Genomic DNA, 23,884 nt, shown 5'->3' with positions numbered 1-23,884 from the left:
TTCTGATGATTCTGCTGTCCATCACTGGACAGGTTACCAAGTGTACTTGGCTGTCATCAGACCTCCCCGGGTAAGAGTGCAATCTTTCCCTCCATCTATCTGCTTCATTTACTCTGTACCACCTTTGGCAGTAAGGACTTTGTTTTGTTTCGCAAACTCATCCAATGATACCTAGCCTTATATGAAGTTCGTGTTCCTCAGACCGGAGGTTTGCCGCTTGCTTCCTTCAGATTCCACGTCACCGTGGACACCCTTGCATTAAGCTAACCACTACTACTGCCTTCATGGTTCGGGACTTTCACCCTATAGATTGCACCCATGCCGGGCGCACGAAAAGAGTCCCGTTCGCATCTTGACGAACGGGACTCTTTTATAAATGGAGCTTTATAGTGGGATGATTCCCAATAGGACAGATACCACTATCATGACAAGCGTCGATCCGCATGCCCATTTCAGGAAAGTGCGCTGCAATGCACCGAAATCTTCCCCTACCATTCCAACCAATAGATAGGTGGATGGAACAAGCGGGCTTAATAGATGGACGGGCAACCCTAATAGTGAAGCTCTACCGATCAGGGCAGGATCAATTCCATAAGCAGCTCCCGCTTTAGCAAGTAATGGGAGCACACCATAATAGAATGCGTCATTAGACATGAAGAACGTGAAAGGTGCAGAGATGATGGCTGTGATGACAGCAAAATGTGCGCCCATTTGATCTGGAATATGCTGAATCAAAGAGTTTGCCATGGCATCCACCATTTCCGTACCGGCAAGGATTCCAGTGAAGACACCTGCTGCAAAAATCATCGAAATGACAGATAAAGCATTGTCCGCATAGTTTGCCACACGCTCTTTTTGATCACTGAGTTTCGGATAATTAACCGTAATGGCAATGGCAAAACCTATCATGAACAGGACTGCTGAAGGCATAAGTTCCATGATCAGCGCAACCAGCAGTGTAAGAGTCAATGCGTAATTGAATATTATCAATTTAGGACGCTTAAGATAAGCATCTTCCGTTGCAGCCGCGTGCTGTGCCACAGCACGATAATCGACTTCTATGATCCCAATTCTCTTTCTTTCTTTTTTACCCAGGCAATATGCCATGAAAAGGACGAATAGGACTCCGCCAATCATCGCAGGAATGACAGGGGTGAAAACATCGGACATTTCAAGTTTTAAAGCGGTCATCACCCGTGCTGTAGGGCCTCCCCAAGGAAGTAGATTCATGACTCCAGATGACGAAACAGCAATACCGGCCAATACTAGCGGTCTCATTCCAATCCGTTTATATAGCGGAAGCATGGCTGAAATCGTTATCATATATGTAGTCGTACCATCTCCATCCAAGGAAATCAGCAAGGCCAGGACTGCCGTGCCGATGGCAATTTTCACTGGATCACCTTTTACAACCTTAAGGATCGTATTGATGATCGGGTCAAAAACGCCAGCATCGATCAAAATCCCAAAGAAAAGAATCGCAAACAAAATCATGATTCCCGTTGGCGCAACGTCTTTGATCCCTTCTAGCGCCATCTCACCCATTTCACCGCCAAACCCACCAATAAGTGCAAAGGCACTTGGTACTGCAATCAAAGCTATCATGGCTGAAAGTCGCCCTGTCATAATTAAAATCATAAACACAACTATCATCAAGTATCCTAATAAAGCGAGCATATCTATCACTCCTAATCTTCTAATAAGATAAATTGTATATGAAACCGCTTCATCTGTAAGCGTTTTCAATTTATTGTGTTTTAAAACTATTTTGTCAATTGTGTTCATTGTGTTCACGGAAGCGATTTTTCGAGGCCGAACCGGACGCCACTCCCCGGGTTGAATGGCGGGTTCTTTTAGGAAATGATACGATTATTAAGCAAACAGTGGCTTAATCTTTATGCAAGGCAGAGGCATACTAAACGAACTGCCGCATTTATTCTTCAAATGATAAATTTGCCGGTCCATCCAGGAGGTCACAGCCGTAATCTATATTGGTCGTTGGTGTATCTATACTGACTTCCTCAAATTCCAGTTCATCGACCCATACTTGGCCACGCCCTGAAAGAAGGACCCCGAATGAAATGATGGAACTGTTTTCGGGTACATCCAAGACAATATAATAATGGTTCCATTCCGTATCGTTAACGATGGGCCGATTCCCCATATTGTCGAATTGCAAAACATCATGAAGGGCATTATCCACCCTCATCCATAAACCACAAAATCCATCAACATCCTTTGATTTTAAAAAACCCGACAGTTTCATTCTTTTACCAAGGTAATGTTCCGCCTTGAATTGTTGCATCATCGTTGCAAATTCCCCCTTTGATTCCGCAGTGACGGATTTCAGGAAACCTGATGCCTGGCCTTTATGGAATATCTCCCTGTCAATTCCCATTTTATAATTGAATGGATGACTCCCGCTTAAATTCCATCCTTTTAATAGTTGTTCGTTTTTCATCGTCATTTCCTCCTTTTGCAAGGTTAATTTACTTACGAGTTTCCGATATTGCCCTGGCGGCAATTCATAATATTTCTTAAATGAACGAGTAAAGGATTCTTGTGTTTCAAAGCGGTAATATAAAGCAATGTCAATTATTTTTTCATCCGTATAAAGCAACATGTTAGCTGCATTGGCGATTCTTCGATATCGAATATATTCTGATACGGTCACGCCAACCTCCTTGTGAAAAACTCGATGATAATGAAACTTCGAAAAACCTGCGAATCGTGCGATGTTCTCCAAGGACAATTCGTCTTGTAAGCTATTCTCTATATATTCAATCGTTTTTTGAATGATGGGACTGTATCTCATTTCCGAACCTCCTTAAGAATAAGATAACAGATTAAAACATCATTCTTTTGACATATATTGCTTTTTTTGAAATCTTTCAAAGCATTTTAACTGCTGTACAGCATCAAAAAAAAACACCTCCAATCTTGAAGGTGTTCCACACTTAATTCTATTGAATTTTATAATATCTTCGCTCAGGTCTTCCCACTACCCCGTATACGACTTCCGCTTTACATTTCTTAACGGATATCAAGTATTCCAGATAGCGTCTCGCAGTTGTCCTGGAAGCACCGATCTGACCGCTAACTTGCTCAGCCGACAAACCGATATCGCTTGCTTCGAGTACCTCGATCACTTTCGCCAAAGTGATTTCGTCGACCCCTTTCGGTAAGGCCGGCCCATCGTTCGTTTCCGAAACCGAAGATCCCTTTTTCAAAATGAGATCAACAAAATCCTGATCTATTTCTTGTTTGGATTTCATCAGATGGACTTTCTTCAGATACTCTTCGATTACTTGGTTGAAGCGCTTCATTTCCACTGGTTTAATTAAATAATTCTCTACACCATAGTGAAGCGCCTTTTCAAGTTGTTCTTTATCCGTTGCCGCGGTAATCATGATGATATCCACATTCGGGAATTTTTTCCGTATGTCCGGAAGGAGGTCTGTACCAAGCTGATCTGGCATATAGACATCAAGCAAAAGCAGATCCGGGCTTTTTTGTTCCAAGATCCGAAGCGTTTTTTTGGCATTGACGGCTTTTCCGACCACTTCTATTTCATCAAAGTTTTTTAAGAATTTTTCATGGATATCCGCTACACGAAAATCATCTTCTGCGATGACTGCTCTTATCTTCAGCATTCTTTCCCTCCTCTCTGTTCTTTAGGAAGATACACGGTGAATATGGTGTTTCCATCCTCGCTTTGAACTTCGATGATGCCGCCCAGCTCTTTTACGACATGATCAGCATTCGAAAGTCCATAACCACTCGGACTTCCGCTGTTTTTCGAAGTGAAACCCCGATCGAAAATATGGGCGATGGCATCCTCAGGTATTCCTTTTCCGTTATCACTCACTTCAAATACCATATCATTTCCGATATCTGTGGCGAAAAATTTCACGAGCGGCTCTTCCATGCTTGAAACCGCTTCAAGTGCATTATCGATAATGTTGCCTAGAATCAATGTTAGTTGTGACAATTTTATATGATCAGGGAGTTTCTCTAGGTAACTTTGTGCGTCTATTTCAAAGATGATCTTCTTCTCCGAGGCTTTCCCTATCTTACCAAGTAACAGGGCTTGTACTTTTGTATCCTTTATCTGTTCGAACACGACACGGTTCAGGGAATGCAATTCGGATGTTTCGCTTTGAATCATATCTATTGCTTCATCGTATTCCCCTAATTGTATCAATCCTGAAAGGACGTATAATTTATTGGTAAATTCATGGGTTTGTGCCCTTAAATCCTCTGAATGCATCTTCACTTCAGATAATGTGTTGACCATTTCCTCAATTTCCGTTCGATCACGGAACGAAGCGACAACACCGCTTACCCCTTCACTATCGAAGATTGGCGTACAATTAACGATAACGGATTTGTCTTTCCATGAAATCTCCTTATCCATTTGCGGTTCACCGGACTTCAGCACTTCGAATAAATATTTCGAAGGAAATAGGCCATCCACGTTCAAATGGCGAACGGACTCTTTAATATCCAGCAATTTTTTCGCCGGCTGATTCATCGAGGTAATCAACCCATTTGGGTCAATGGCCAGAATCCCTTCTTTCACCGATTGAAGCACTGCATTTTTTTCTTTATATAAATTGGCGATTTCAAATGGTTCCAGCCCCAATGTATCTTTACGTATGCTCCTTGCCAGCATATAACTGCCAATGATCGATATCATGATGGCCACTAAAGATACAATCATCTCTTTGGACAAATCCTTAAAAATTTGGGCGCGGACATCGTCCACTAAAAAACCGACCGAAACGATCCCAATTATTTTCCCATCCTCATTGAATACCGGTGACTTCCCCCGAATGGAAAGACCGAGTGATCCTGCCGCTTCGGAGACATAATATTCGCCTTCCCGAATGGCCCTGCTATTATCCCCGCCCTCCATCCGCTTCCCAATTTCAGAAGCCAGCGGATGGGAATAGCGAATTCCCTCTGTATTCCCTACAACAATGAACTCAGCCCCTGTTTCCCTGCGGATCTTTTCGACAATCGGCTGGATTGTGCCAGCGGGATCATCCGTTTCAAACGCCTCTGTAACGGTAGGCATGAAGCTAATCGTCTTTGAAAGTTCCAACGCCAATTGACCTTTATCCTTCGCTATCTGCCTTCCTTCCATATAGGAAAAAGTAGTCGTCAATAAAAGAATCAAAAACAGGCTCAACGATAAGACTAACCCGAGAATCTTGGTTTCCAGTGATACTTTCCTCATATTCAACAGCATCCTCTATTTTCATTTTCATTCTCTAAATTTTATAGGAGCATAATGATTTTACCATTTCTATTAAATATTGAACATTGTTGGCCGTATATTTCGCCACATTCAAAAATGAAAGGATTTAAGCAATAAAACAAGGTAAAATTTAACAAAAAAGGGAGTGCGAAATGAATTTCTTGAATCCTTTTCAAATGATTTATATGATCATCATCACCCTTTTGCTTATTTATGATTTTTTTCCAGTCTTTTTTCTTTCTGATATCTTTTCACCTGAGGTACTTCTTGGGGTTATGATCGGTTTATTTCTCAGTGTCCTATTTAAGAAAGATGGTCGTGCCGATCATGGTGCGAAGTTCAAGGAGCAATTGTTGTACACCTTTTACCTCCTTTCCGTGGTGGGAGTGTTGACCGCTTTAGGGGGACGATCAGCGATAGGCATTTCCCTTAATGATGTTTTTCTTTGGATAGTGCTGCTTCTGTCTTGCTGCCATATCTATTCGTATTGGAAGAAAGCAAAACAACCTGAAATATAAAATGCTCAAAGGAAACATCTCCTTTGAGCATTTTTTCAAAAACAGCTAAATGAATTGATTTGCAATACATGGTCATTCACCTCTATAAGATTGAATGTAATAAGTTATAATATATGGACTAAAGGTGTTTGGGCTGGAAATGCAATTTATCTCCGAAAATAGGAATATACACCAATTCAATATAGCAATCTCCATAAATAGAAGGTCGCATAGGATTCCCAATCGGCCCACGCTTCCGATAGTTTCTGGATTTCCGCTTTCGTTGGTTTTACTTCCGTTTGCATGACCAGTTTCATGGAATTATGCAGCCCGACGTCATCGATGGGAAAGGCTGCTGGAAAACGCAAGCACCGCATCAAGACATAGTTCGCTGTCCAGGGGCCGATTCCCCGTATTTTGGTCAGCATTTTTTCAGCCTCTTTTACATTCTTTGCATTCAAAAGCTTTTCTTTTGTAAGTTCTCCTTCTGCAATCAGTTGAGCAACAGCTATTAAATATTCACACTTCTTCACCGTCATCCTCAAATCGGCAAAATCTTCGACCGTCAATTTTGCGATCACATCAGGCTTCGGAAATAGCCAATATTGCTTTCCTTCAAATTCAACAAAATCACCAAATCCCTCCACAAGCCTCCGTTTCAAGGTATAGGCATAAGTCAAGTTAATCTGCTGTCCAAGTATTCCCCAGGCAATCGCTTCAAATAAATCAGGGATGCCCATATTTCTCAAACCGAAGAATTGGCTTACCGGCTTTTGCAATAAAGGGTCATTTTGGGCCAACTCATAAAAAGGAAGCAGATTTGTCTCAAGATCGAACCAGTGACGAATATATTGGGAAACAGCATTCTTTACCTTATTATCCAATGGTGCAATTCTTCCTGGAAATCGAACGGTCAGCTCCGTTTCATTCATCGTACTGATTTCTATTAAAAGTGCCTCGTTTTCGACAACAAGTGCTCGATAAATTTTTTGATCAACAATATCGAACAGACATTCATTGGAGGATCTTGATAAGTATTTAAGATTTTCCGAAAAACTAAACTCTTTTGGTGCACGGATTCTCAATTCAATCATGCCTTCATCATTTGATAATGTCTCTTTCATTCTGCTCCTCCTTTGGCCTATTCTTTTTATTCTAATGATAAATGGGTACGTTATCTTGCTTTTCCCTTCAAATAGTGATTCATCAACTCCCTTATTTTAACAGACCAATAGTCATCCTCCCCAACTTTTCACTTATTGAATTATTACGTTATCTTGCTTTTATATTATCAAAATGTTTGTATATCAACCCTTTCTTGTATACTAAATGGAGAGGTGAATGTGATGAATCCGAAAAAAGCAGATTTCCCGAATGAATATTGGAAAGCTATTATAGATTGTGATTCAGCATATGATGATCATTTTTTATATGGAGTAATGACGACGGGCATCTTTTGCAGGCCTTCCTGTAAATCCAGGGTGCCGAATAAGGAAAACGTGAAGATATTCAAAAATGCCATGATGGCTTTGGAAGAAGGTTTTCGGCCTTGTAAACGATGTAAACCGGAAGGACTGAATTTGCCGACAGAAGAATGGGTTGAACAAATAGCCGAATGGATCGACACCCATTACAGCGAACCCCTCACTTTGAACAAATTGGCGGATATTTCCCACGGCAGCCCCTATCATTTACAACGATCATTCAAGCGTGTGAAGGGGATATCGCCCACTGAATACATTCAACGGCTTCGCCTTGAAAAAGCAAGGAGGCTGTTGGAAAACTCCGAACAGTCGACAACTGAAATAGGCTTGGCTGTCGGGTTCTCCAGTACACCCTATTTCATGACGCTATTCAAAAGGAAAATGGGGAATACCCCTTCAGGATATCGGAAAGCTTATCTCAAAACTCAAGCTTTGGAGCGTGAAGAAAATGAAGAATGATAAAGAACAAACCATTGATTGGGCCATATTGCATTATGATAAGTGGCAATTATATGTGGCCAAGACGGAAAAAGGCCTTTGCTATGTAGGCTCCCCCGGTCAAACGTATGAAGAACTGAAGTCTTGGTTACAAAAACGCTTTCCAATGGCGAGCCTTGTTGAAAATGAAAAAGCATTAAATCCCTATCTAAAAGAACTTCAAGAATATTTCGAAGGAACCAGGCAGACTTTCTCAATTCCAGCGGATGTAAAAGGCACGCCCTTTCAACAAGAAATTTGGGCAGCGCTGAATCAAATACCTTATGGAAAAACCTGTTCCTATTCCGATATCGCCCACCTCATCCAAAGACCTGCAGCTGTTCGGGCGGTCGGTACGGCCATTGGTGCCAACCCTGTTCTGATCACGGTGCCATGTCACCGGGTTATCGGAAAAAACGGGGCCATTACCGGTTACCGGGGAGGTACGGAGATGAAACAATTTCTCCTTCAATTGGAAGCAGAAATGAAAGCGTGAGTACAATCCGACCGTAAAAAAAGCATCCGACTATTAGGATGCTTTTTTGCGTCTTTGTTTTTAGTACCAAATGGTCACCGCTTTTTTATATGCATCACTATTAGGGATCGCATGTATCCCTTGGGCCTGTGCTTTGCGCGGGTCATAATCATATACCATTGGTGTATAGCACGCGGTCTGCCCGATATTCACAACACCATTGCCCCCGGAACTGGCGCATGTATAGGCTTTACCATCAGTACTTCGGACGATCCTGGCATCCGCTTCATGGTTGTACACGGCAGGGCGAGTTACGGTCACTTTTGCCCAGGCGGTTTTACAGACAGTGCTGAATTTCAATTCTACGTACGAATTGGAATCGATCCATTTTTTATCCTTCGTTACCGCCGAACTTGCACAGCTATTATAGTATGGACTTTTCCCATCATAGGTGTGTGTTTCGGCCAGTGCTTGATTTTTCCCAAATCCAAAGTCGACAAGAAACATCGACAGTGTCATCACCATGGATAAACCTATCATTTTAAGCTTTTTATTCAATTCATTCATCCTTCCTTTGCATAAAAATAGATGAAGGCTTTTCCTTTTTCATTAATACCAGTCGGTTTCACCTGCTGTATATGGCCAAAAAGCGACCGCTTTTGCTTTTCGCGGATCTAAATCATATACCATTGGTGTATAGCATGACGTTTGACCTTTATTTATTTCACCATTTCCTCCAGGAGATGCACAGCTAAATTGTTTATTATCAGTATTTCGAACAACCAATGCCGTTGCCTCCCCATCTGTTTTAGCCGGTCTGCTTAGAGTGATCTTTGCCCAAGCCGTTTTGCAAGTTGTGCTGAATTTCAACTCCAAATTGGCAGAAGCACCGTTGGCATAAATTTTCACGGACTTCTTCGTGACTGCGCTATTCGCACAACTATTATAGTAAGGACTTTTTCCATCATAAGTGTGTGTTTCTGCTGATGCTTTGCTCGCAAAAGAATCAAGGGAGCCAAAAAAGACTAAAAAAGCTACAAAAAATGAAATGCTTAAAACCATTTTTTTCATTATTTCACTCATCCCCTTAACAAAATTTGTACACTGTTCATCTTACAATTTTGTCATATTCTTACAAGTGATAAATTCCCTAGTTCATGAAAAACTACAGAAACCTCCTTTAACTCGCATCCTGCAATCACTATAACAGTCTGGTATGTCTCGCTTTATCAACTGAATCAACACAGAGACAAAGTCATTATCCCTATGAGCAATTCAGGACAAACAAAGTACCAACTAAGGACTTATGCGTATCGAGCTGAGACAAAACGAGCCAATAGGCTGCCGTTTACCGGGAAAGATACAGATCGATGTACTTAATGTTTAAAAAGCCCCGACAAAACTCGAATCGTTTTGTCGGGGCTTTATTTTCATTTAGCGAGGTTCTCTCTGATCAATCTAATGATGCTTTCATAATAGGAAAGATCATGCGGCACGAACTCATCTCGTCCAACTAATCGATCGATCATCATCCTACGGCCTTCGCGATTCATTTCAAATCCCTTAATATTCACTCTGTCCTTCGCTTCGGCCCAAAGCTCTTCGAAGTCATTCAGCACAACTTTCACCATCCCGGAAACCTCTTCTGGCTGCAGGGTGAAATCATCGAAGCGATGTGCACTTTCATATAGAAAGACGTTTGCCAGTTCTTTGTCGATGAAATCTTCTTTCGTTTGATGGTATTCAATAATCCCTAATGGAACCAACTCGTCAAAGGAAACGTCAATGCCTATTTCTTCATTGATCTCCCTGACTCCGTCGTATACCGTTTCATGAGCCAGTAAATGGCCGGCAGCCGTAATATCCAATAGATTCGGATAATCTTTTTTCATCGCACAACGATGCTGAAGATATAGGTAATCCACACCCGCTTCCCTACTGACGAACCAGCAATGGAAAACCTCATGCCAATATCCCAATCTATGTACTTCCTCACGCGGAGCCACGCCGGTTTGAATCCGATCGGAATCGAAAACTTTCAACCACTCAGTTTCCATGGAGCTTCACTCCCAGCCCTTTTTTATAAAAAACAGCTTCATCCTTTTTCTTTTCTCCAATTTTTCGGGTTTAAATAACCTTTATATTTAGCAGCGACTTCTTTCCCGACCAAAAGCGCGCCTGCCCAAAACATGACTTCCGCAAAGACGATCGCACCTGTTATGACTCCCGCTTTCACCGCAGTCGAAAATGGCGTAAAAGGAGCTACGACAGGAATGATCCAAGTGAGAAGGGAAATGATCAGGAATCCCATCCCTACTTTGTAAAACCTCGATTTCTTTATTTCCTTACTTTCTTTATCCAATTAAATAACCTCCGTCATGATAATTTTCATATAATTACTTCACCAAACATTACACTTTCAAATATACCATTGAATCTATTCTTTTTTTATACGTTTAACTGTTCATTTCGTTTCATAAATATGAGAAATAAAGAATTTCCATTTGAGGAAAGCAAGGGAAAATCGGAGCAGGTATTTGATAAGAGGTCATTGTATCTATTAATGAATTGACTTTACTATTCTTAATGGATTTAATAATCTTATACAAACTATTCTTATAACACTTGCATGCTGGAAAGGAAAATCCAATGTACATTGAATTCATTGCCACAACGATAAAAGATGCCATTTTAATCGAAGAATCGGGCGCAGACCGAATCGAGCTTGTCAGTTCTTTAGCCGAAGGGGGATTAACTCCTAGCCACGCCCTGATAGAAGCTGTCGTCAATTCGGTAAAGATACCAGTCAACGTGATGGTTAGGCCTCATAGCCAGTCGTTTTGTTATACGCAAAGTGATTTGGAAATCATGAAAAAAGATATCGAAATCATTCGATCACTGGGAGCGAACGGGGTCGTATTGGGCGCATTAAATGAAAAAAATGAAATCAATCGACCATATCTCGAGGAACTATTGACGGTATGTGAAGGTTTGGAGATTACATTCCACCGAGCCATCGATGACACAAACGACCCAGTCAATTCAGCTGAAATGCTGGCACAATATCCAGAAATCACAACGATATTGACGTCAGGTGGGCATGGGGATTTCCCCAGCCGCATGAAAACGATTCAACAAATGAAAAGAGTCTGCGGCGACATAGCGATACTGGTTGGAAGCGGCTTAAATAAGGATAATATCCTTTCCATCCATTCCGAACTGCATACCGGTCACTATCATTTCGGTACGGCTGTTCGAAAAAATAACAGTATCATTGAAGGAGTTACATTAAAAAAAGCTAAAGAAATCGTAAACATGCTAAAGAAATAATGTCGGAAAGGGACCATTTAACTGGTCCCTTTTATGATGCAGATCTCTTTTTTTGTAAAAAGACCGAGTCCCAAAACCAAAAAAACAGGGCCGCAGAAAGGCTTATTGCATAGTAATTCTTTGTAGTTAAAACATCCATACTGAAGTCAAAATTAAGCACCGAACTATAAATGAATACAGCCAGCAAAGAGAACAAAATATAAAGGCTAAAATAAATTAAACTGAATTTTTTAGGATATTTATTGAAGAAAACCTGTACCGGAACAGCAAATAATAAATAAGGGATAACGACATAAAAAGAAAACACGATAATGCCAAGCCCCCCCAAGGAACCCTCGATAATAATAACCATCATCGTGGCAAGCGACAGACAGGAAGAGACTAGACTAAAAAAATAATAAGGAATCACATCGCTTAGCTCCGATACCTTTTGATTCATTTTCCAAAGTTCCATTTTAACCAGCACCTCTCTATAATGCAGACGCACAACGTAGCCTACAATACTATAATGGTAATTTTTACATAATCATTATACTATATAAAATGGAGGTGTATTTATTTTTGGGCTAAGCAATCATCTTGATTGCCTGATATTCAGCTGCAAAATAAGAAGGTTGCCGGAGCAACCTTCCATCATGAAATTTCTCAATCTTGAGATTTAATTTTTGTTAGCGTCAGCAAAGTGCCCCATCGCCTCACACATGAATTTTGCTAAACCATCACCGTATTGGTCAATATTTTTGGTGAAGCGTTGATCATCCACGTACATTTGACCTAATCCTTTGAAAGCATCCAGTGAGTATGTTCCGAAATTATTGTTCAAACAATCATACCATTCTTTAATTGCCTCTTGTGCCTCCTCAGATTTGGGCGAGGCAGCACGGATTGAAGCAAGTTTTAAATAGATGTCCGATACAATTTTCTGTGCATCTTCGGACATGCCCGCCACTTTAGCCTTCGACTCATCGACAGCTTTATCCCCCCAAAGCTTGCGAGCTTCTTCTTCATATGGATTCTGACTGAAGTCGAACCCTTCAAATTTTTCTTTATTCGTCATTTGAATTTCCCCTTTCATATGCTTAATCGATTTTTCGACCGTATTAATTAATTTATCGAGCTGACTGCGTTTCTCCAGTAACATTTTTTGATGTTGCTTTAACGCTTCTTGTTTATCAAACGAAGAGCTGCATATCATTTGTTTTATTTCCTTTAATGGCATGCCAAGTTCCCTGAAAAACAGGATTTGCTGCAACATCTCAAGATTATCGTTCGAATAAAGGCGATAACCTGCATCGGTTATTTCCTCTGGCGATAATAACCCGATTTCATCATAATAATGCAGTGTCCGCACACTAATGCCAACTAAATCGGCTAGCTCTTTCACCTTCATTGCCACTGCTTCTTACCTCCTTTCGATATCATTTACTTTAAGGTATTACGCAACGTCAGAGTCAAATGGAAAAATGAAAGTTTTCCGCCCAATTTGAAAAGACGATCCTTCCTAATGAAGAATCGCATGTTAGTCAGAGTTCACTCTTTGTAAAAGCTTCGGATTAAAGCCAAATCTAATTTACTTGAAAGATAATTGCTGTTGATAATTCCCCTATACTCGTAAGTATGGGTCCTTTACTCGTGAATTTGGTGCTTTTACTCGTGAATTTGGGCTTTACTCGTGAATTGTGTGAATTTTACTCGTGAATTTGGGCTTTACTCGTGAGTTTGGGCTTTTACTCGTAAGTTTGGTGCTTTTACTCGTGAATTTGACGCTTTTACTCGTGAATTTGGTGCTTTACTCGTGAGTTTGGGCCTTTTACTCGTGAATTTGGTGCTTTTACTCATAAGTTTGGGCTTTACTCGTGAGTTTTGGCCTTTTACTCGTGAATTTGGTGCTTTTACTCATAAGTTTGGGCTTTACTCGTGAATTTGGGCTTTACTCGTGAGTTTGGGCTTTACTCGTGAGTTTGACGCTTTTACTCGTGAATTTGGTGCTTTTACTCGTGAGTTTGACGCTTTTTACTCGTGAGTTTTGGCCTTTTACTCGTGAGTTTTGGCCTTTTACTCGTGAGATTGGTGCTTTTACTCGTAAGTTGGACGCTTTTACTCGTGAGTTTGGTACTTTTACTCGTGTCTTTTTCATGAAAGTTAGCTTCGATCTTAAGCTATACTTCTACCTCCAATGAGCGGGAATGCTTAATGAGAGCGGTAATTTTGTCTTCATATCGCCTTTAGCCGAGTTAATCTGTGCTTGTGTGATAAAGAAACATCCTGTGAGATCGGCACCGCTTAAATCAGCGTCCCTAAAGTCTGCACCGATAAGATCAGTCACTCTCATGTCAGCTTCTCTGAGGTCAGATGCAATAAGCAAAGCTCCCCTTAAGTTCACTCCCCTAAGGTCAGCACCTCTCAACTTTGCACAGATAAGGTCACTTCCCCTACCTATTTTGTTCTGTTTTTTTTGATTTTTCTTTTTCTTAAATGAAACCTTTGCACGTACCAGTTCACTTGTGCGCAGAAGTAAATCATTAACGATTGTTCTATGAGCTGGTACATTCAGGTCCATGATAGACTGTGGACTTTGCTTAGTGAGATATTCCGTGTCTTCAAAAGCAGCCTGCAATTCTCGGTGAAGAGGTTGCGCATCTTCTAAATTCAGTGCTTCATTTAAGTAGCAAAGCATTTCATGGAGTTGTTGCATAATAGGAAATACATCGAACATTTCCTTTGCTGACGCTGGGTTGTCTCTCCAATCGTTTCCATCATAAGTGACTTGGGATACCTTTTGACCGGCACCAAAGCATTCATATACCGTACAGCCCCGATATCCTTTTGCTCTGAGATTTTCATGGATGCCGCAACGATAATCCGATTGCAGGTTTGAACATGGTGTACCTCCATCTTTATCAAATGCAAAATCAGCAGATTTTGCAAAAGGCAAAGCTACACAGCACAAACCAAAACAATTCTCACAGTCTGCACGTAAATTTTTAAGAATACTATCGTCATTTTTTAATTGATTAAACAATACTTACACTTCCTTCTATTAAAAATTGGTTCTATAAAACCAATCGTTTCATACTAGTGTATTTTTTTTGTTTTCTACTATTTTATCAAAAATCCCAGATAATCTATATATTAACAAATACCAATAATCAAGAAATGATAATCCACTTGGTATGGAGGCTGTAGTTTTGTTTGAGATCAAATGCGGATCTGAAAATATGAAATTAATCATTGGTGGGAAGCGAGTGATTTCGATAACATTTCGAGTAATTCTTAATCATGTTATAATTTCTTCAAGATCACGGAGCTCTAGGGGGTGTAGGCTTGTATCCTTTTAATGGCAGAAAAAAAGGCGAGACAAAAAAAGAAATGCAGTATTGCAACTATACGTTGGATACAAATGTAGAAAGAGAAATAGACGAAATTTCTTTTCAAATCGCAAGAATTCTTCGGGCAACTTCCAAAGAGATCATTTTTTTATGTATTGGTTCAGATCGTTCCACAGGAGATTCATTCGGTCCTTTAGTAGGGACGATGCTTAGAGAAAACAAAGTCCCTTATCATGTCTTCGGAACACTCGCAGATCCTGTTCACGCCCTTAATTTGAAAAGTGTTTTGAAAGAAATTAAAAAGCAATTTAAAAATCCCTTTATTTTTGGTATCGATGCTTGTTTGGGTGGTTATCATCAAATCGGTTCTATATTTCTGACAAAAGGTCCTTTTAGCCCTGGTGAAGCGATGAATAAATCCTTACCTGATCTAGGTGATTATCACCTAAAAGCCGTCGTGAATTATTTAGATCCCCTTTTGCCCCAACAATCTTTAAATGATACGAGACTGGATACTGTCATGAATCTGGCGAAGATTACCACAAGAATCATTGTTAAAAGTGTCTAGAGCAACAGAAAAACCCCAATAAAGCCTTAGCTTTCCGGGGTAAACAATGAAATGCATAATCTTGAAGGGCACTCCCATGTTTTAATTTTCATATTTTGTAAAGTTCCGCTTCCAATTTCCAGGTGATGATGACCCTTTATTCTTAACTAGTTTACGATTCATTGCTATCATTATACTTCTTACCCAATCCGATAAGCTAAACCTGGGTCATTAAAGTAAATAACTTCTGAAAGAATCTTATTACCCTGAATATTACAGAAAACTTCCCTTGCTGCTTGTTCTGTCTCAAATTCATACATTACAATACCTCTGTTTTTATAGAGAGTGATGATCCACATTGAAAATCCTCCAATTTATAAATATGATTTTGCACGATCCTCAAGATAGGGTAACCGTCCTTTTTCACTAAATGACTCCCAAGATTATCGCTGCTATTGTCATGACAGTGACGGTCCCTAATGCCCATTTCACGGCAAACCGCTGTAAATCCCCGAAGTCAGTGCCAACTAAACCTATTAGCAAATGTGCTGCAGCTACCAAGGGACTCAATACGTGGATCGGCTGCCCTATTAACGAGGCGCGGCCTATTTCTGCCGCGCTAATTCCATAAGCATCAGCAGCCTGTGCGATAATCGGAAGTACGCCAAAATAGAATGCATTATTTGACATAAAGAAAGTAAAAGGGGCACTGGCATACGCTACAATGACCGGTAAAAATGGTCCTAAAGATTCCGGGATTAATGAGACCAACGTAATGGCCATTGCATCAATCATTTTCGTTCCAGACATGATGCCGGTAAAAATCCCGGCTGCAATGACAATCGAAACGACGGCCAATGCATTTTTCGAATGAACGGCGATTCGATCCTGCTGATCTTTCAAATCAGGATAATTGACCAATAACGCTACGGCGAAAGCAATCATGAATAAAATGGTCAAAGACATAAAATCAATGATTAATGATGCCATAAGCACAATCGTTAAAAGGAAGTTGAACCAGACCAATTTCGGTCGACGATAATCACGGGAGACCGTTGTTGCCGCTAACTCGGAATTAGCCTCGGTATTCATTTCTTTTGTGTGATTATGCTGGATCTCCACTACTCCCAATCTCTTTCGTTCCCCTTTTCCCAATATAAAAGCCACGACAAGAACCCAAATCAGGCCAAAACCCATGACAGGAATCATTGGCAAGAACAATTCCGATGCGTCAAGATTTAACGAAGCCATTGCCATAGCGGAAGCTCCTCCCCACGGTGTCATATTCATTACACCCATGGATAACATGGCTACAGTGGCTAATATTATTTTGTTCATGCCCAGACGCTTATAAAGGGGTAAAAGCGCTGAGACAGTAATGATGTAAGTAGTTGTACCGTCCCCATCTAATGCGACGGTCATTGAGAGAATAGCGGTTCCCAAAACTATTTTTAAAGGATCTCCTTTTACTATTTTCAATATTTTAGAAATTAGAGGATCAAATAAACCGGAATCTATCATTATTCCAAAATATAAAATTGCAAATAAAATCATTATGGCTGTGGAAGCTATTCCTTCAACGCCATCCTGCATCATGGGCCCCAGTTCTGTAAAAAATCCTCCGATCACGCCAAATATGATTGGAACGAGCATAATGGCCACTAGTGCCGATAGTCGCTTCGACATAATCAAATACATGAATACTGCAATCATGGAAAATCCTAAAATGGATAACATCTTCAAGCTCCCTTCTGTTTACCACCATCTTTTTTTGATAGCGCTTTCTTTAGAGACTATCATCCCCTAGGCCTTTTTCACATATAAAGTAAGTTATAAGAGTTTTATTCATTTTTTTCACGCCTAAAAAAGAAAAAACCCCCATTGATGAAAACAAATTTCATCAATGGGGGTTTAAATGTGTTTTATTTTATATTTTCTTTCAGGCCTTCCTACACTGCCATACAAAACCTCAACTTCCATTTCATTACAGGAAACTAAATACTCTAGATATCTGCGCATGGTTGAATAACTAATTCCAACTAGTTGACCAAGTTCATCAGCATTTAAACTGCCATTGACGTTTTGAACCTTACTTCTGACCATTTTCAAGGTATGTTTGTCAATTCCCTTGGGAAGGATTTGGGCAGCATTTGCTGTATTTGGAATACTTATAGTCCGAAAAAGAGTATCGACTTTATCTTGATTTACTAAGTTGTTATTATGAAGCTGCCGTCTCGTCTCGTCGTATTGATTTAGCGTTGCAAGAAGTTTATCGATAATGATCGGTTTAATAAGGTAACCAAACGCCCCTCCCCTAATCGCTTCACTGACTGTTTCGGTATCATTTGCGGCGGTGATCAAAATAACATCAATCCCCCGGTATTCCTTCCTAATTTCCCGAAGAAGGTCAATTCCATTCATATCCGGTAAAAAGATATCCAATAAAATTAAGTCCGGTTGTGCGGCATGCAAAATATTTAACGCTTGCTCGCCTGTGCTAGCTGTAGCAATGACCGTGAATTGATCTAGTTGATTCGTAAATTGCTTATATATATTCACTGCATTTTCGTCATCTTCAACAATGACGACTGTAATCGGTCCTTTGGACATTCTTATGCCTCCTTTTCTGCTTTTATATCCTTCGGGAAGACGATTGTAAATCTTGCTCCTCCCAAATAACTGCGATCAATATAAATTTCACCACTTAAAAGACCAATGGAGTTTTTTACAATGGCCAAGCCGATCCCATGGTTTTCCCCATTTTTAGTCGTATAACCATCTGTAAAAATAATATCTTCCATTGCATGAGGGATACCTGGACCGTTATCCTCGATATCAAATATAATTTCGTTTCCTAAATCCGTAAACGAAACTTTGACCTTTCCCTCATTTTTGTTCTTTTGCCGTGCTGCCTCCATCGCATTATCGATTACATTACCAATAACCGAAACCAAGTGATGGGAATCCTCAAGTTTTAATGAACAGTTTAAATTGCTTTCCTGTTCGATTTCTAATATAACCTGCAATTCTTTTGAACGGTTTATCTTTCCTAGTAAACAGGCGGCGATTAAAGGATCTTTAACAGATGACATAAGAAACGAAATGATATCTTGCCTCTCCCTCACTTCAGAAGAGATGATGTCCAAAGCCGTATCGTACTGTTTTAAACTAAGTAATCCATAAATGGTATTTAACTTGTTTAAAAACTCATGGTTTTGTGCCCGCATATTTTCTGAAAAGGCCTTGATTTCTGAAAATTCATCTGTTAATTGTTCAATTTCGGACACTGTTCTTATTGTTAAAACGATGCCCCTGACGTCATTATGGTTTAAGATTGGGGATAAATCCAAAATGTATAACTGTTGACCTAAAAGTAGCTTACGATTGAACTGACCTTCTTTTGTGCTGATTACCATTTTAATGAGTTTTTCTAAATGCCCATTTACAACCCGCTTTCCCACCATAAGCTGATGATCATGAAACAATTCACGCGCTCTTTTATTCATGGAAGTAACCTGTTTTTCAATATTAATCGTAATGGTAGCATAACGGATGGCATCAAGTGTCGCTTCCCTCTCTTGAAACAGAAAGGAAATTTCCTCAGGCTCTAAACCTAAAATAAGCTTTTTTAAGCGTCGCGCTATAAATATTGCCCATAAGATTCCTACACTGATTGGGATAAGTGACAAATGAATAATCTTCATTTTATAATTGGATAGTTGATCTTGCACATTCTCTACCAAAAACCCTACAGATGAAACACCGATAACTTCCCCTTTATCATTCCAGATAGGCGCCTTAGCTTTAATCGCTGGCCCCGATATCCCATTTCCTTGATAAATAATTGATTTGTGTTCATTGAGTACTGCATCATTACTAGTAGCCGTAGGCTTCCCAATATATTCTGGATTAGGATGAGAGTATCGAAGTCCTTTATGGTTCGCAATGGTTACATAATCGGCACCTGTTGTTTGACGGATTATTTCTGATGCGGGTTGAATCACCTCTGAGGGCTGATCATCGTTAAATCCCTGGATGATCGTTGGATTTTGAGCCGCTAATTTGGCCACCGTCATTGCTTGCTTCCCCATATGGTTTTCGACGATGTCTTCCAGCAGTGTAGAGAATAGAATGCTCACAAGCAAGGTACTGATAAAAACAACGAATATGATAAGTAATGTCATTTGAGTTAATAAGTTCACTCTAATTTTAAACACCCGCATTTATTTCCTAAACCTTTCCGTATAGAGTTAATAGTGCTTCCCATTCTTCAAGTGAAAGTTTTTCGGTCATATGCTTATATGCATCAGGGACTTTTACCGAACACATAAGTTCCAGACTATTGCCATCCGGATCATTGAAGTAGACGGAAGCGTTTCCTTGGTTCGGCCGCACAAAAGGTTCAATGGTAGTCCTTTTTCCAAAAGGGACGACTTCAATTTTTAGGGATTGGAGCCAAGTTAACGCATTTTTCATATTTTCATAAGATACCCGAAATGCGATATGCCTTAGTGAAGGGTGGTATGGAGTTTGATATTCTTTCCCTTCCCATAAGCCGACCCAGCTTTTGTTTTCCTCGATCCAAAAGAAGGCCGTATCTTCATCCCTCCAAGCTAGTTTCAAACCTATTTTCTTATAAAATTCCATTGAGATGGCCAGGTTCTTGACGGGTAAATGTGCTTCATATAAACCTTCTATCATATTATATTCTCCTTTCTCCTTTTAAGTAAATGAACTCTTTTGCCGGGAAAATATCTCGCGATTATTTCTTCATCGCTTCAACTCTTAAATCCTTTGTATTTTAAAATATGGTGGAATGCGGTCTATTAATAGAAGAAAATGGATTTATAGGTTCCAACTATAATGGTAGAATATTAGCCTTTGGCCCGTATCCGCACTAATTTCCTCATCAATCGAAATCCGTTCAAAACCGTTTTTCAGCAAAACCTTTTGGGAGGCGATATTGTCACTTGTCGTTTTGGCATGTATTTTAGTCACATTCAATTCCGAAGCCAGATTAACCAAAAGCTTTAAAGCTTCGTTCGCAATCCCTTTTTGCGTAAACGCTTCACCGATTCTATAACCGACATGGGCCGTACCTTTAATGGGGTCGATATCCACAAGATTAATCCTGCCGACGATTATGCCTGTACCATCCTTAATCAAATAAAAAGAGGAGATAGCATCTTCTTGTTCTTTTAATAATTCCTTATGCCTGATTCCAAACGTTCCAAAGCTATAATAATCATCTCCCCTCCCCGGGACCGTTTGCTCGAAAAACCTTCTATTCTTGCATTCAAATGCAAATAACGCTGGTGCATCCTGTTCATTAAGCCTGTCAATGTATATATCCATCATTCCTTCATCCCTTTCAAAAAAACGCTAAGCATATGCGGCCTGATATATCACTTCAAGAAAACCAAGGGCTTATCCTTCCTGATAGATATATATAATGGAAGATTTGTACCTATTTTGTTCCAGTCTCACCTTTTTGTTCCTTATTATCCAGTCCGTGAATATGGATAAATACATGAATTACTTGAAAAGTCAAAAATAAATGATTTTCTTCTGGTAAAAAATCAACGGATGATGTATCATAGTCTTCAGATATTCATTATTCTCATTTGGTTAATCGGAATTAGGAGGAATATATATGATTGGTTATGTGTTTTTAAATCTCGCCATAATGCTCGTTCTCTTAGGCGTTTTATTTTACATGAGTAAGAAGCATGTTTCCTTTACAAAAAGGGTCTTTACTGGACTTGGTTTAGGGATCGTATTCGGACTTCTTTTGCAGTATTTCTATGAACCTCAGTCAGAAACGATCGTTAAATCGGTCGATTGGTTTAACATCGTAGGATCAGGCTATGTCAAATTCCTGCAAATGATCGTCATGCCGCTTGTCTTCATTTCGATCTTATCCGCATTCACAAGATTGAAACTATCTAGCAATATCGGAAAGATCAGTATCCTGATCATCGGAATCCTGCTTGGAACGACTGCGATTGCAGCAGCCGTGGGGATTACCTCTGCAACTGTGTTCAATTTGGAAGCCGTTCAAATTGACCAAGGGGATGCAGAGGTAAGCCGCGGGGATGAAATAACTGAAACTTACGGTACGATTCAGGATAAAACGATGCCGCAGCAAATCCTTGAATTGATTCCGTCCAATCCGTTCCTTGATTTAACGGGAGCACGTCCGACCTCAACCATTTCCGTTGTGATTTTCGCTGCATTTCTTGGGATTGCCTACTTAGGGATCAAAAGAAAACAGCCTGAACACGCTGAATTTTTTGCTAAAATAGTAGATACATTGCACAGCATCACCATGCGCGTAGTTACATTAATCCTGCGTTTAACGCCATACGGAATCTTGGCGATCATGACGAAGACAGTAGCTACGAGTGATTTGGATGCCATCCTGAAATTAGGGAAATTCGTGGGTGCCTCTTATGTCGCCCTGATTGTCATGTTCCTCATCCATTTGTTATTGCTGACAATTGCAGGATTGAATCCTTTGGTATATTTGAGAAAAGCTTTCCCGGTATTATCGTTTGCCTTCACTTCGAGAACAAGTGCAGGGGCACTTCCATTGAACATCCAAACACAGAAACAACTAGGGGTGTCCGAAGGAATTGCCAACTTTGCTGGATCCTTCGGCTTGTCGATCGGTCAAAATGGCTGTGCCGGAATCTATCCGGCCATGTTAGCGGTCATGATCGCTCCAACGGTTGGAATCGACCCATTATCGCCTTCCTTTATAGCCATGTTAATTGCCGTCGTGGCCATTAGCTCTTTCGGGGTTGCAGGTGTAGGCGGAGGAGCAACATTCGCTGCCATTCTAGTATTATCTGCAATGAACTTGCCAATCGCTTTAGCTGGAATTTTGATTTCCGTCGAGCCATTGATCGATATGGGAAGAACGGCTGTGAATGTCAGCGGCAGCATGACTTCCGGTATTCTGACAAGTAAAATGACGGGTGACCTGGATAAAGAACAATTCAGCGAAGAATCATCTTTGAAAATCGAAGCTGAAATGTAAAAGAAAAAAGCATCGGACTTCCTGTCATGGGAAGTTCGATGCTTTTTTTCATAGGCTGTACATTTACTTCAACCACTTTTAATATGAATACATATTAAGGAATAAGTACATGCAACATATTTTCTTGTTTCTTATATCTTCCCTTTATTTCTCCAACACCATCAATTGTGAGCGAATCCATGTTTTCAATGGGTCTTTTCTCTAATATCAGGTGTAATTTATTTATGTTTTGAATTCCATTATCAACATGGGCAATAACAGGTTGTTGAATAAGAAAATCTTCATTGTTCATTCTTACCTTTATAAAGCTCTTATGTAAAAGTCTATCTTCTAATAGGATGATATTCATCGGGTCAAAGGATTTAGCCGTTATTTCCCCTTCAATATATAGATGAATTCCAGCTTGTTTATTAAACTCTTCAAATGCTTTAGTTCTCTTTTCTTTAGCAAAATTAACGACTTCCTCTGTTTCAGGACTTATTTTCACATCAGCTATTGAATATTCCATATAGTCACCGGACTGCTGTTTTAATAGGTCATATAATGTATCTTCTATTTCAAAAAAACTTTCCATCCAGCCTGGTGAAAGCTCCTCCAGTAACAAACACATAAACAAACCTGAACTATAACAACTTCTTCTAATACTAGAAGCAGATTCACATTTGTTTATTAGTTGTTGTGCATACTTTTTTAAAACTGAATGGTAATCAAGCGGGCTTTTTTCCGAGTAAGCCCTCAATTCGACATACCACGCAGGTCCCTCAATGGTTTCAATCAATTTTTCATATGTTAGGTACTCTTCAATCATGTCTGCTCTTTTTTCCCTTAGGGCAATGAAAGCATTAAGGTATTGTTTCTTCTTCATTATGTTATTTTCCAATAACGCACGATAAAGATTTGTCCGTTCCTGATTTCGCAATTCCACATTTTCTTTTGACAACGGATATGTGATTCCCATCATTTCATCAGGAAACCGTTTTTCATCCTTTATATACTGATAGCCGTGAAATAATTCATGAACCAGTATTGAATACAAATCTTCATATTCCTCATACGATTCCATATTAACAATCGCAGTGGGATATTCTTCATAGATAATAATTGTGTCACCGGTAAACTGGACATCCCACTTTAAAATATGATATGTACATTGTGGATTGTTACTGTATTTAGGATGATTGAATAGATAAACATTTCTCTTATCATATAATGCATATGCAACAAGTTCAAAACCCGGCCAATAATTTTCCAACTTCACTTTAAGCAGGTCTTCAGCCATTCGATTAAGATGATGAGGCATTCTTTTCCTCCCCTCCACTGTTTCAATTCGATTAAAAACATAATAGCATATATATTTTAACATAAATATCCAAATTTTTAATAAAAATACAAAAAGCCACTGTAACCTATCAGCTCATGGGAGCGAATATTCTTACGGTG

General features: G+C 39.8%; 26 protein-coding genes. 7 read left to right on the top strand and 19 right to left on the bottom strand.

Annotated elements, in window-relative coordinates; translation table 11 throughout:
* Positions 1 to 384: 384 nt before the first annotated feature.
* The 4 genes from Q8G36_RS08710 to Q8G36_RS08695 form a co-directional block, all read right to left on the bottom strand.
* Complete coding sequence (locus tag Q8G36_RS08710; RefSeq protein ID WP_305159663.1) at positions 385 to 1,677, bottom strand: CitMHS family transporter; 1,293 nt, start codon at positions 1,675 to 1,677, stop codon at positions 385 to 387.
* A 256-nt stretch (positions 1,678 to 1,933) separates the two neighbouring features.
* On the bottom strand, positions 1,934 to 2,815 hold the full coding sequence (locus Q8G36_RS08705) for a helix-turn-helix transcriptional regulator (RefSeq protein ID WP_305159662.1): 882 nt from the start codon (positions 2,813 to 2,815) through the stop codon (positions 1,934 to 1,936).
* 148 nt (positions 2,816 to 2,963) lie between these two features.
* The gene (locus Q8G36_RS08700; protein WP_305159661.1) at positions 2,964 to 3,653 is read right to left on the bottom strand and encodes a response regulator; all 690 of its coding nucleotides are present in this window, start codon (positions 3,651 to 3,653) and stop codon (positions 2,964 to 2,966) included.
* Positions 3,647 to 5,242, bottom strand: a complete 1,596-nt coding sequence (locus Q8G36_RS08695) for an ATP-binding protein (RefSeq protein ID WP_305159660.1) — start codon at positions 5,240 to 5,242, stop codon at positions 3,647 to 3,649. Before Q8G36_RS08695 ends, Q8G36_RS08700 begins: the two co-directional genes overlap by 7 nt.
* Positions 5,243 to 5,415: 173 nt before the next feature.
* Here Q8G36_RS08695 and Q8G36_RS08690 point away from each other — a divergent pair, with 173 nt between their 5' ends.
* Positions 5,416 to 5,781, top strand: a complete 366-nt coding sequence (locus Q8G36_RS08690; protein ID WP_305159659.1) for a hypothetical protein — start codon at positions 5,416 to 5,418, stop codon at positions 5,779 to 5,781.
* Between the two features lie 176 nt (positions 5,782 to 5,957).
* Here the strand turns inward: Q8G36_RS08690 and Q8G36_RS08685 are convergent, their stop codons facing one another.
* Positions 5,958 to 6,884 (bottom strand): DNA-3-methyladenine glycosylase family protein, encoded by a 927-nt coding sequence (locus Q8G36_RS08685; protein ID WP_305159658.1) that lies wholly within the window; start codon positions 6,882 to 6,884, stop codon positions 5,958 to 5,960.
* A gap of 222 nt (positions 6,885 to 7,106) precedes the next feature.
* Between Q8G36_RS08685 and Q8G36_RS08680 the strand changes: the two genes are divergently transcribed.
* Both Q8G36_RS08680 and Q8G36_RS08675 read left to right on the top strand, forming a co-directional pair.
* Positions 7,107 to 7,703 carry a bifunctional transcriptional activator/DNA repair enzyme AdaA gene (locus Q8G36_RS08680; RefSeq protein ID WP_305159657.1) on the top strand — a complete coding sequence of 199 codons (597 nt, stop codon included), beginning with the start codon at positions 7,107 to 7,109 and terminating at the stop codon, positions 7,701 to 7,703.
* The gene (locus Q8G36_RS08675) at positions 7,693 to 8,217 is read left to right on the top strand and encodes a methylated-DNA--[protein]-cysteine S-methyltransferase (protein WP_305159656.1); all 525 of its coding nucleotides are present in this window, start codon (positions 7,693 to 7,695) and stop codon (positions 8,215 to 8,217) included. Before Q8G36_RS08680 ends, Q8G36_RS08675 begins: the two co-directional genes overlap by 11 nt.
* Before the next feature lie 60 nt (positions 8,218 to 8,277).
* Here Q8G36_RS08675 and Q8G36_RS08670 read toward each other — a convergent pair whose 3' ends face one another.
* The 4 genes from Q8G36_RS08670 to Q8G36_RS08655 form a co-directional block, all read right to left on the bottom strand.
* A complete protein-coding gene (locus Q8G36_RS08670; RefSeq protein WP_305159671.1) occupies positions 8,278 to 8,721 on the bottom strand; it encodes a DUF2690 domain-containing protein in 444 nt (147 codons plus the stop codon).
* A gap of 84 nt (positions 8,722 to 8,805) precedes the next feature.
* Positions 8,806 to 9,267 (bottom strand): YjfA family protein, encoded by a 462-nt coding sequence (locus Q8G36_RS08665; RefSeq protein ID WP_370694023.1) that lies wholly within the window; start codon positions 9,265 to 9,267, stop codon positions 8,806 to 8,808.
* 359 nt (positions 9,268 to 9,626) lie between these two features.
* Positions 9,627 to 10,253, bottom strand: a complete 627-nt coding sequence (locus tag Q8G36_RS08660) for an NUDIX hydrolase (protein WP_305159654.1) — start codon at positions 10,251 to 10,253, stop codon at positions 9,627 to 9,629.
* 38 nt (positions 10,254 to 10,291) lie between these two features.
* The gene (locus Q8G36_RS08655) at positions 10,292 to 10,558 is read right to left on the bottom strand and encodes a transporter suffix domain-containing protein (protein WP_230176643.1); all 267 of its coding nucleotides are present in this window, start codon (positions 10,556 to 10,558) and stop codon (positions 10,292 to 10,294) included.
* 287 nt (positions 10,559 to 10,845) lie between these two features.
* On the opposite strand from Q8G36_RS08655, the gene Q8G36_RS08650 reads away from it, so the two are divergent.
* Positions 10,846 to 11,526 (top strand): copper homeostasis protein CutC, encoded by a 681-nt coding sequence (locus Q8G36_RS08650; protein ID WP_305159653.1) that lies wholly within the window; start codon positions 10,846 to 10,848, stop codon positions 11,524 to 11,526.
* A gap of 31 nt (positions 11,527 to 11,557) precedes the next feature.
* Here the strand turns inward: Q8G36_RS08650 and Q8G36_RS08645 are convergent, their stop codons facing one another.
* Together Q8G36_RS08645 and Q8G36_RS08640 are read right to left on the bottom strand one after the other, a co-directional pair.
* On the bottom strand, positions 11,558 to 11,980 hold the full coding sequence (locus tag Q8G36_RS08645; protein ID WP_305159652.1) for a UPF0715 family protein: 423 nt from the start codon (positions 11,978 to 11,980) through the stop codon (positions 11,558 to 11,560).
* Between the two features lie 204 nt (positions 11,981 to 12,184).
* Entirely contained in the window at positions 12,185 to 12,922 is a 738-nt protein-coding gene (locus Q8G36_RS08640; protein WP_305159651.1) for a MerR family transcriptional regulator, read from the bottom strand.
* A 559-nt stretch (positions 12,923 to 13,481) separates the two neighbouring features.
* Here Q8G36_RS08640 and Q8G36_RS08635 point away from each other — a divergent pair.
* The gene (locus Q8G36_RS08635; RefSeq protein ID WP_305159650.1) at positions 13,482 to 13,706 is read left to right on the top strand and encodes a hypothetical protein; all 225 of its coding nucleotides are present in this window, start codon (positions 13,482 to 13,484) and stop codon (positions 13,704 to 13,706) included.
* Here Q8G36_RS08635 and Q8G36_RS08630 read toward each other — a convergent pair.
* Positions 13,694 to 14,548: a pentapeptide repeat-containing protein gene (locus tag Q8G36_RS08630; protein WP_305159649.1), complete on the bottom strand. Its 855-nt coding sequence runs from the start codon at positions 14,546 to 14,548 to the stop codon at positions 13,694 to 13,696. The two genes, Q8G36_RS08635 and Q8G36_RS08630, sit on opposite strands and share 13 nt — an antisense overlap.
* Positions 14,549 to 14,850: 302 nt before the next feature.
* Here Q8G36_RS08630 and yyaC point away from each other — a divergent pair, with 302 nt between their 5' ends.
* A complete protein-coding gene (gene yyaC / locus Q8G36_RS08625) occupies positions 14,851 to 15,423 on the top strand; it encodes a spore protease YyaC (protein WP_305159648.1) in 573 nt (190 codons plus the stop codon).
* Between the two features lie 179 nt (positions 15,424 to 15,602).
* Here yyaC and Q8G36_RS08620 read toward each other — a convergent pair whose 3' ends face one another.
* The 6 genes from Q8G36_RS08620 to Q8G36_RS08595 all read right to left on the bottom strand — a co-directional run bounded on the left by Q8G36_RS08620 (position 15,603) and on the right by Q8G36_RS08595 (position 20,757).
* A complete protein-coding gene (locus tag Q8G36_RS08620; RefSeq protein ID WP_305159647.1) occupies positions 15,603 to 15,761 on the bottom strand; it encodes a hypothetical protein in 159 nt (52 codons plus the stop codon).
* A gap of 67 nt (positions 15,762 to 15,828) precedes the next feature.
* Positions 15,829 to 17,139: a CitMHS family transporter gene (locus Q8G36_RS08615; RefSeq protein WP_305159646.1), complete on the bottom strand. Its 1,311-nt coding sequence runs from the start codon at positions 17,137 to 17,139 to the stop codon at positions 15,829 to 15,831.
* A gap of 174 nt (positions 17,140 to 17,313) precedes the next feature.
* A complete protein-coding gene (locus tag Q8G36_RS08610; RefSeq protein ID WP_305159645.1) occupies positions 17,314 to 18,012 on the bottom strand; it encodes a response regulator in 699 nt (232 codons plus the stop codon).
* Between the two features lie 2 nt (positions 18,013 to 18,014).
* The gene (locus Q8G36_RS08605; protein ID WP_305159644.1) at positions 18,015 to 19,604 is read right to left on the bottom strand and encodes an ATP-binding protein; all 1,590 of its coding nucleotides are present in this window, start codon (positions 19,602 to 19,604) and stop codon (positions 18,015 to 18,017) included.
* A gap of 28 nt (positions 19,605 to 19,632) precedes the next feature.
* A complete protein-coding gene (locus Q8G36_RS08600) occupies positions 19,633 to 20,103 on the bottom strand; it encodes a VOC family protein (RefSeq protein WP_305159643.1) in 471 nt (156 codons plus the stop codon).
* Between the two features lie 144 nt (positions 20,104 to 20,247).
* A complete protein-coding gene (locus tag Q8G36_RS08595; protein WP_305159642.1) occupies positions 20,248 to 20,757 on the bottom strand; it encodes a GNAT family N-acetyltransferase in 510 nt (169 codons plus the stop codon).
* Positions 20,758 to 21,055: 298 nt separating this feature from the next.
* Between Q8G36_RS08595 and Q8G36_RS08590 the strand changes: the two genes are divergently transcribed.
* Positions 21,056 to 22,444 (top strand): L-cystine transporter, encoded by a 1,389-nt coding sequence (locus Q8G36_RS08590; RefSeq protein WP_305159641.1) that lies wholly within the window; start codon positions 21,056 to 21,058, stop codon positions 22,442 to 22,444.
* Between the two features lie 94 nt (positions 22,445 to 22,538).
* On the opposite strand, the gene Q8G36_RS08585 is transcribed toward Q8G36_RS08590, so the two are convergent.
* On the bottom strand, positions 22,539 to 23,744 hold the full coding sequence (locus tag Q8G36_RS08585; protein ID WP_305159640.1) for a hypothetical protein: 1,206 nt from the start codon (positions 23,742 to 23,744) through the stop codon (positions 22,539 to 22,541).
* Between the last annotated feature and the right edge of the window lie 140 nt (positions 23,745 to 23,884).

Origin of the sequence: Peribacillus frigoritolerans (assembly GCF_030676415.1) — a bacterium.
Lineage (GTDB): Bacteria > Bacillota > Bacilli > Bacillales > DSM-1321 > Peribacillus > Peribacillus frigoritolerans_A.
The sequence above is the reverse complement of the archived record's forward strand: the minus strand, read 5'-3'. Positions and strand labels throughout refer to the sequence as shown.

What these genes read in the sequence shown, in the direction of transcription:
- Q8G36_RS08685 (WP_305159658.1), bottom strand. Translation starts at nt 6,884, where the DNA reads ATGAAAGAGACATTATCAAATGATGAAGGCATGATTGAATTGAGAATC.
- Q8G36_RS08690 (WP_305159659.1), top strand. Translation starts at nt 5,416, where the DNA reads ATGAATTTCTTGAATCCTTTTCAAATGATTTATATGATCATCATCACC.
- Q8G36_RS08670 (WP_305159671.1), bottom strand. Translation starts at nt 8,721, where the DNA reads ATGGTGATGACACTGTCGATGTTTCTTGTCGACTTTGGATTTGGGAAA.
- Q8G36_RS08590 (WP_305159641.1), top strand. Translation starts at nt 21,056, where the DNA reads ATGATTGGTTATGTGTTTTTAAATCTCGCCATAATGCTCGTTCTCTTA.
- Q8G36_RS08595 (WP_305159642.1), bottom strand. Translation starts at nt 20,757, where the DNA reads ATGGATATATACATTGACAGGCTTAATGAACAGGATGCACCAGCGTTA.
- Q8G36_RS08680 (WP_305159657.1), top strand. Translation starts at nt 7,107, where the DNA reads ATGAATCCGAAAAAAGCAGATTTCCCGAATGAATATTGGAAAGCTATT.
- Q8G36_RS08620 (WP_305159647.1), bottom strand. Translation starts at nt 15,761, where the DNA reads ATGTGGATCATCACTCTCTATAAAAACAGAGGTATTGTAATGTATGAA.
- Q8G36_RS08705 (WP_305159662.1), bottom strand. Translation starts at nt 2,815, where the DNA reads ATGAGATACAGTCCCATCATTCAAAAAACGATTGAATATATAGAGAAT.
- Q8G36_RS08710 (WP_305159663.1), bottom strand. Translation starts at nt 1,677, where the DNA reads ATGCTCGCTTTATTAGGATACTTGATGATAGTTGTGTTTATGATTTTA.
- Q8G36_RS08650 (WP_305159653.1), top strand. Translation starts at nt 10,846, where the DNA reads ATGTACATTGAATTCATTGCCACAACGATAAAAGATGCCATTTTAATC.
- Q8G36_RS08615 (WP_305159646.1), bottom strand. Translation starts at nt 17,139, where the DNA reads ATGTTATCCATTTTAGGATTTTCCATGATTGCAGTATTCATGTATTTG.
- Q8G36_RS08600 (WP_305159643.1), bottom strand. Translation starts at nt 20,103, where the DNA reads ATGATAGAAGGTTTATATGAAGCACATTTACCCGTCAAGAACCTGGCC.
- Q8G36_RS08665 (WP_370694023.1), bottom strand. Translation starts at nt 9,267, where the DNA reads ATGAAAAAAATGGTTTTAAGCATTTCATTTTTTGTAGCTTTTTTAGTC.
- Q8G36_RS08695 (WP_305159660.1), bottom strand. Translation starts at nt 5,242, where the DNA reads ATGAGGAAAGTATCACTGGAAACCAAGATTCTCGGGTTAGTCTTATCG.
- Q8G36_RS08675 (WP_305159656.1), top strand. Translation starts at nt 7,693, where the DNA reads ATGAAGAATGATAAAGAACAAACCATTGATTGGGCCATATTGCATTAT.
- Q8G36_RS08700 (WP_305159661.1), bottom strand. Translation starts at nt 3,653, where the DNA reads ATGCTGAAGATAAGAGCAGTCATCGCAGAAGATGATTTTCGTGTAGCG.
- Q8G36_RS08645 (WP_305159652.1), bottom strand. Translation starts at nt 11,980, where the DNA reads ATGGAACTTTGGAAAATGAATCAAAAGGTATCGGAGCTAAGCGATGTG.
- Q8G36_RS08610 (WP_305159645.1), bottom strand. Translation starts at nt 18,012, where the DNA reads ATGTCCAAAGGACCGATTACAGTCGTCATTGTTGAAGATGACGAAAAT.
- Q8G36_RS08585 (WP_305159640.1), bottom strand. Translation starts at nt 23,744, where the DNA reads ATGCCTCATCATCTTAATCGAATGGCTGAAGACCTGCTTAAAGTGAAG.
- Q8G36_RS08660 (WP_305159654.1), bottom strand. Translation starts at nt 10,253, where the DNA reads ATGGAAACTGAGTGGTTGAAAGTTTTCGATTCCGATCGGATTCAAACC.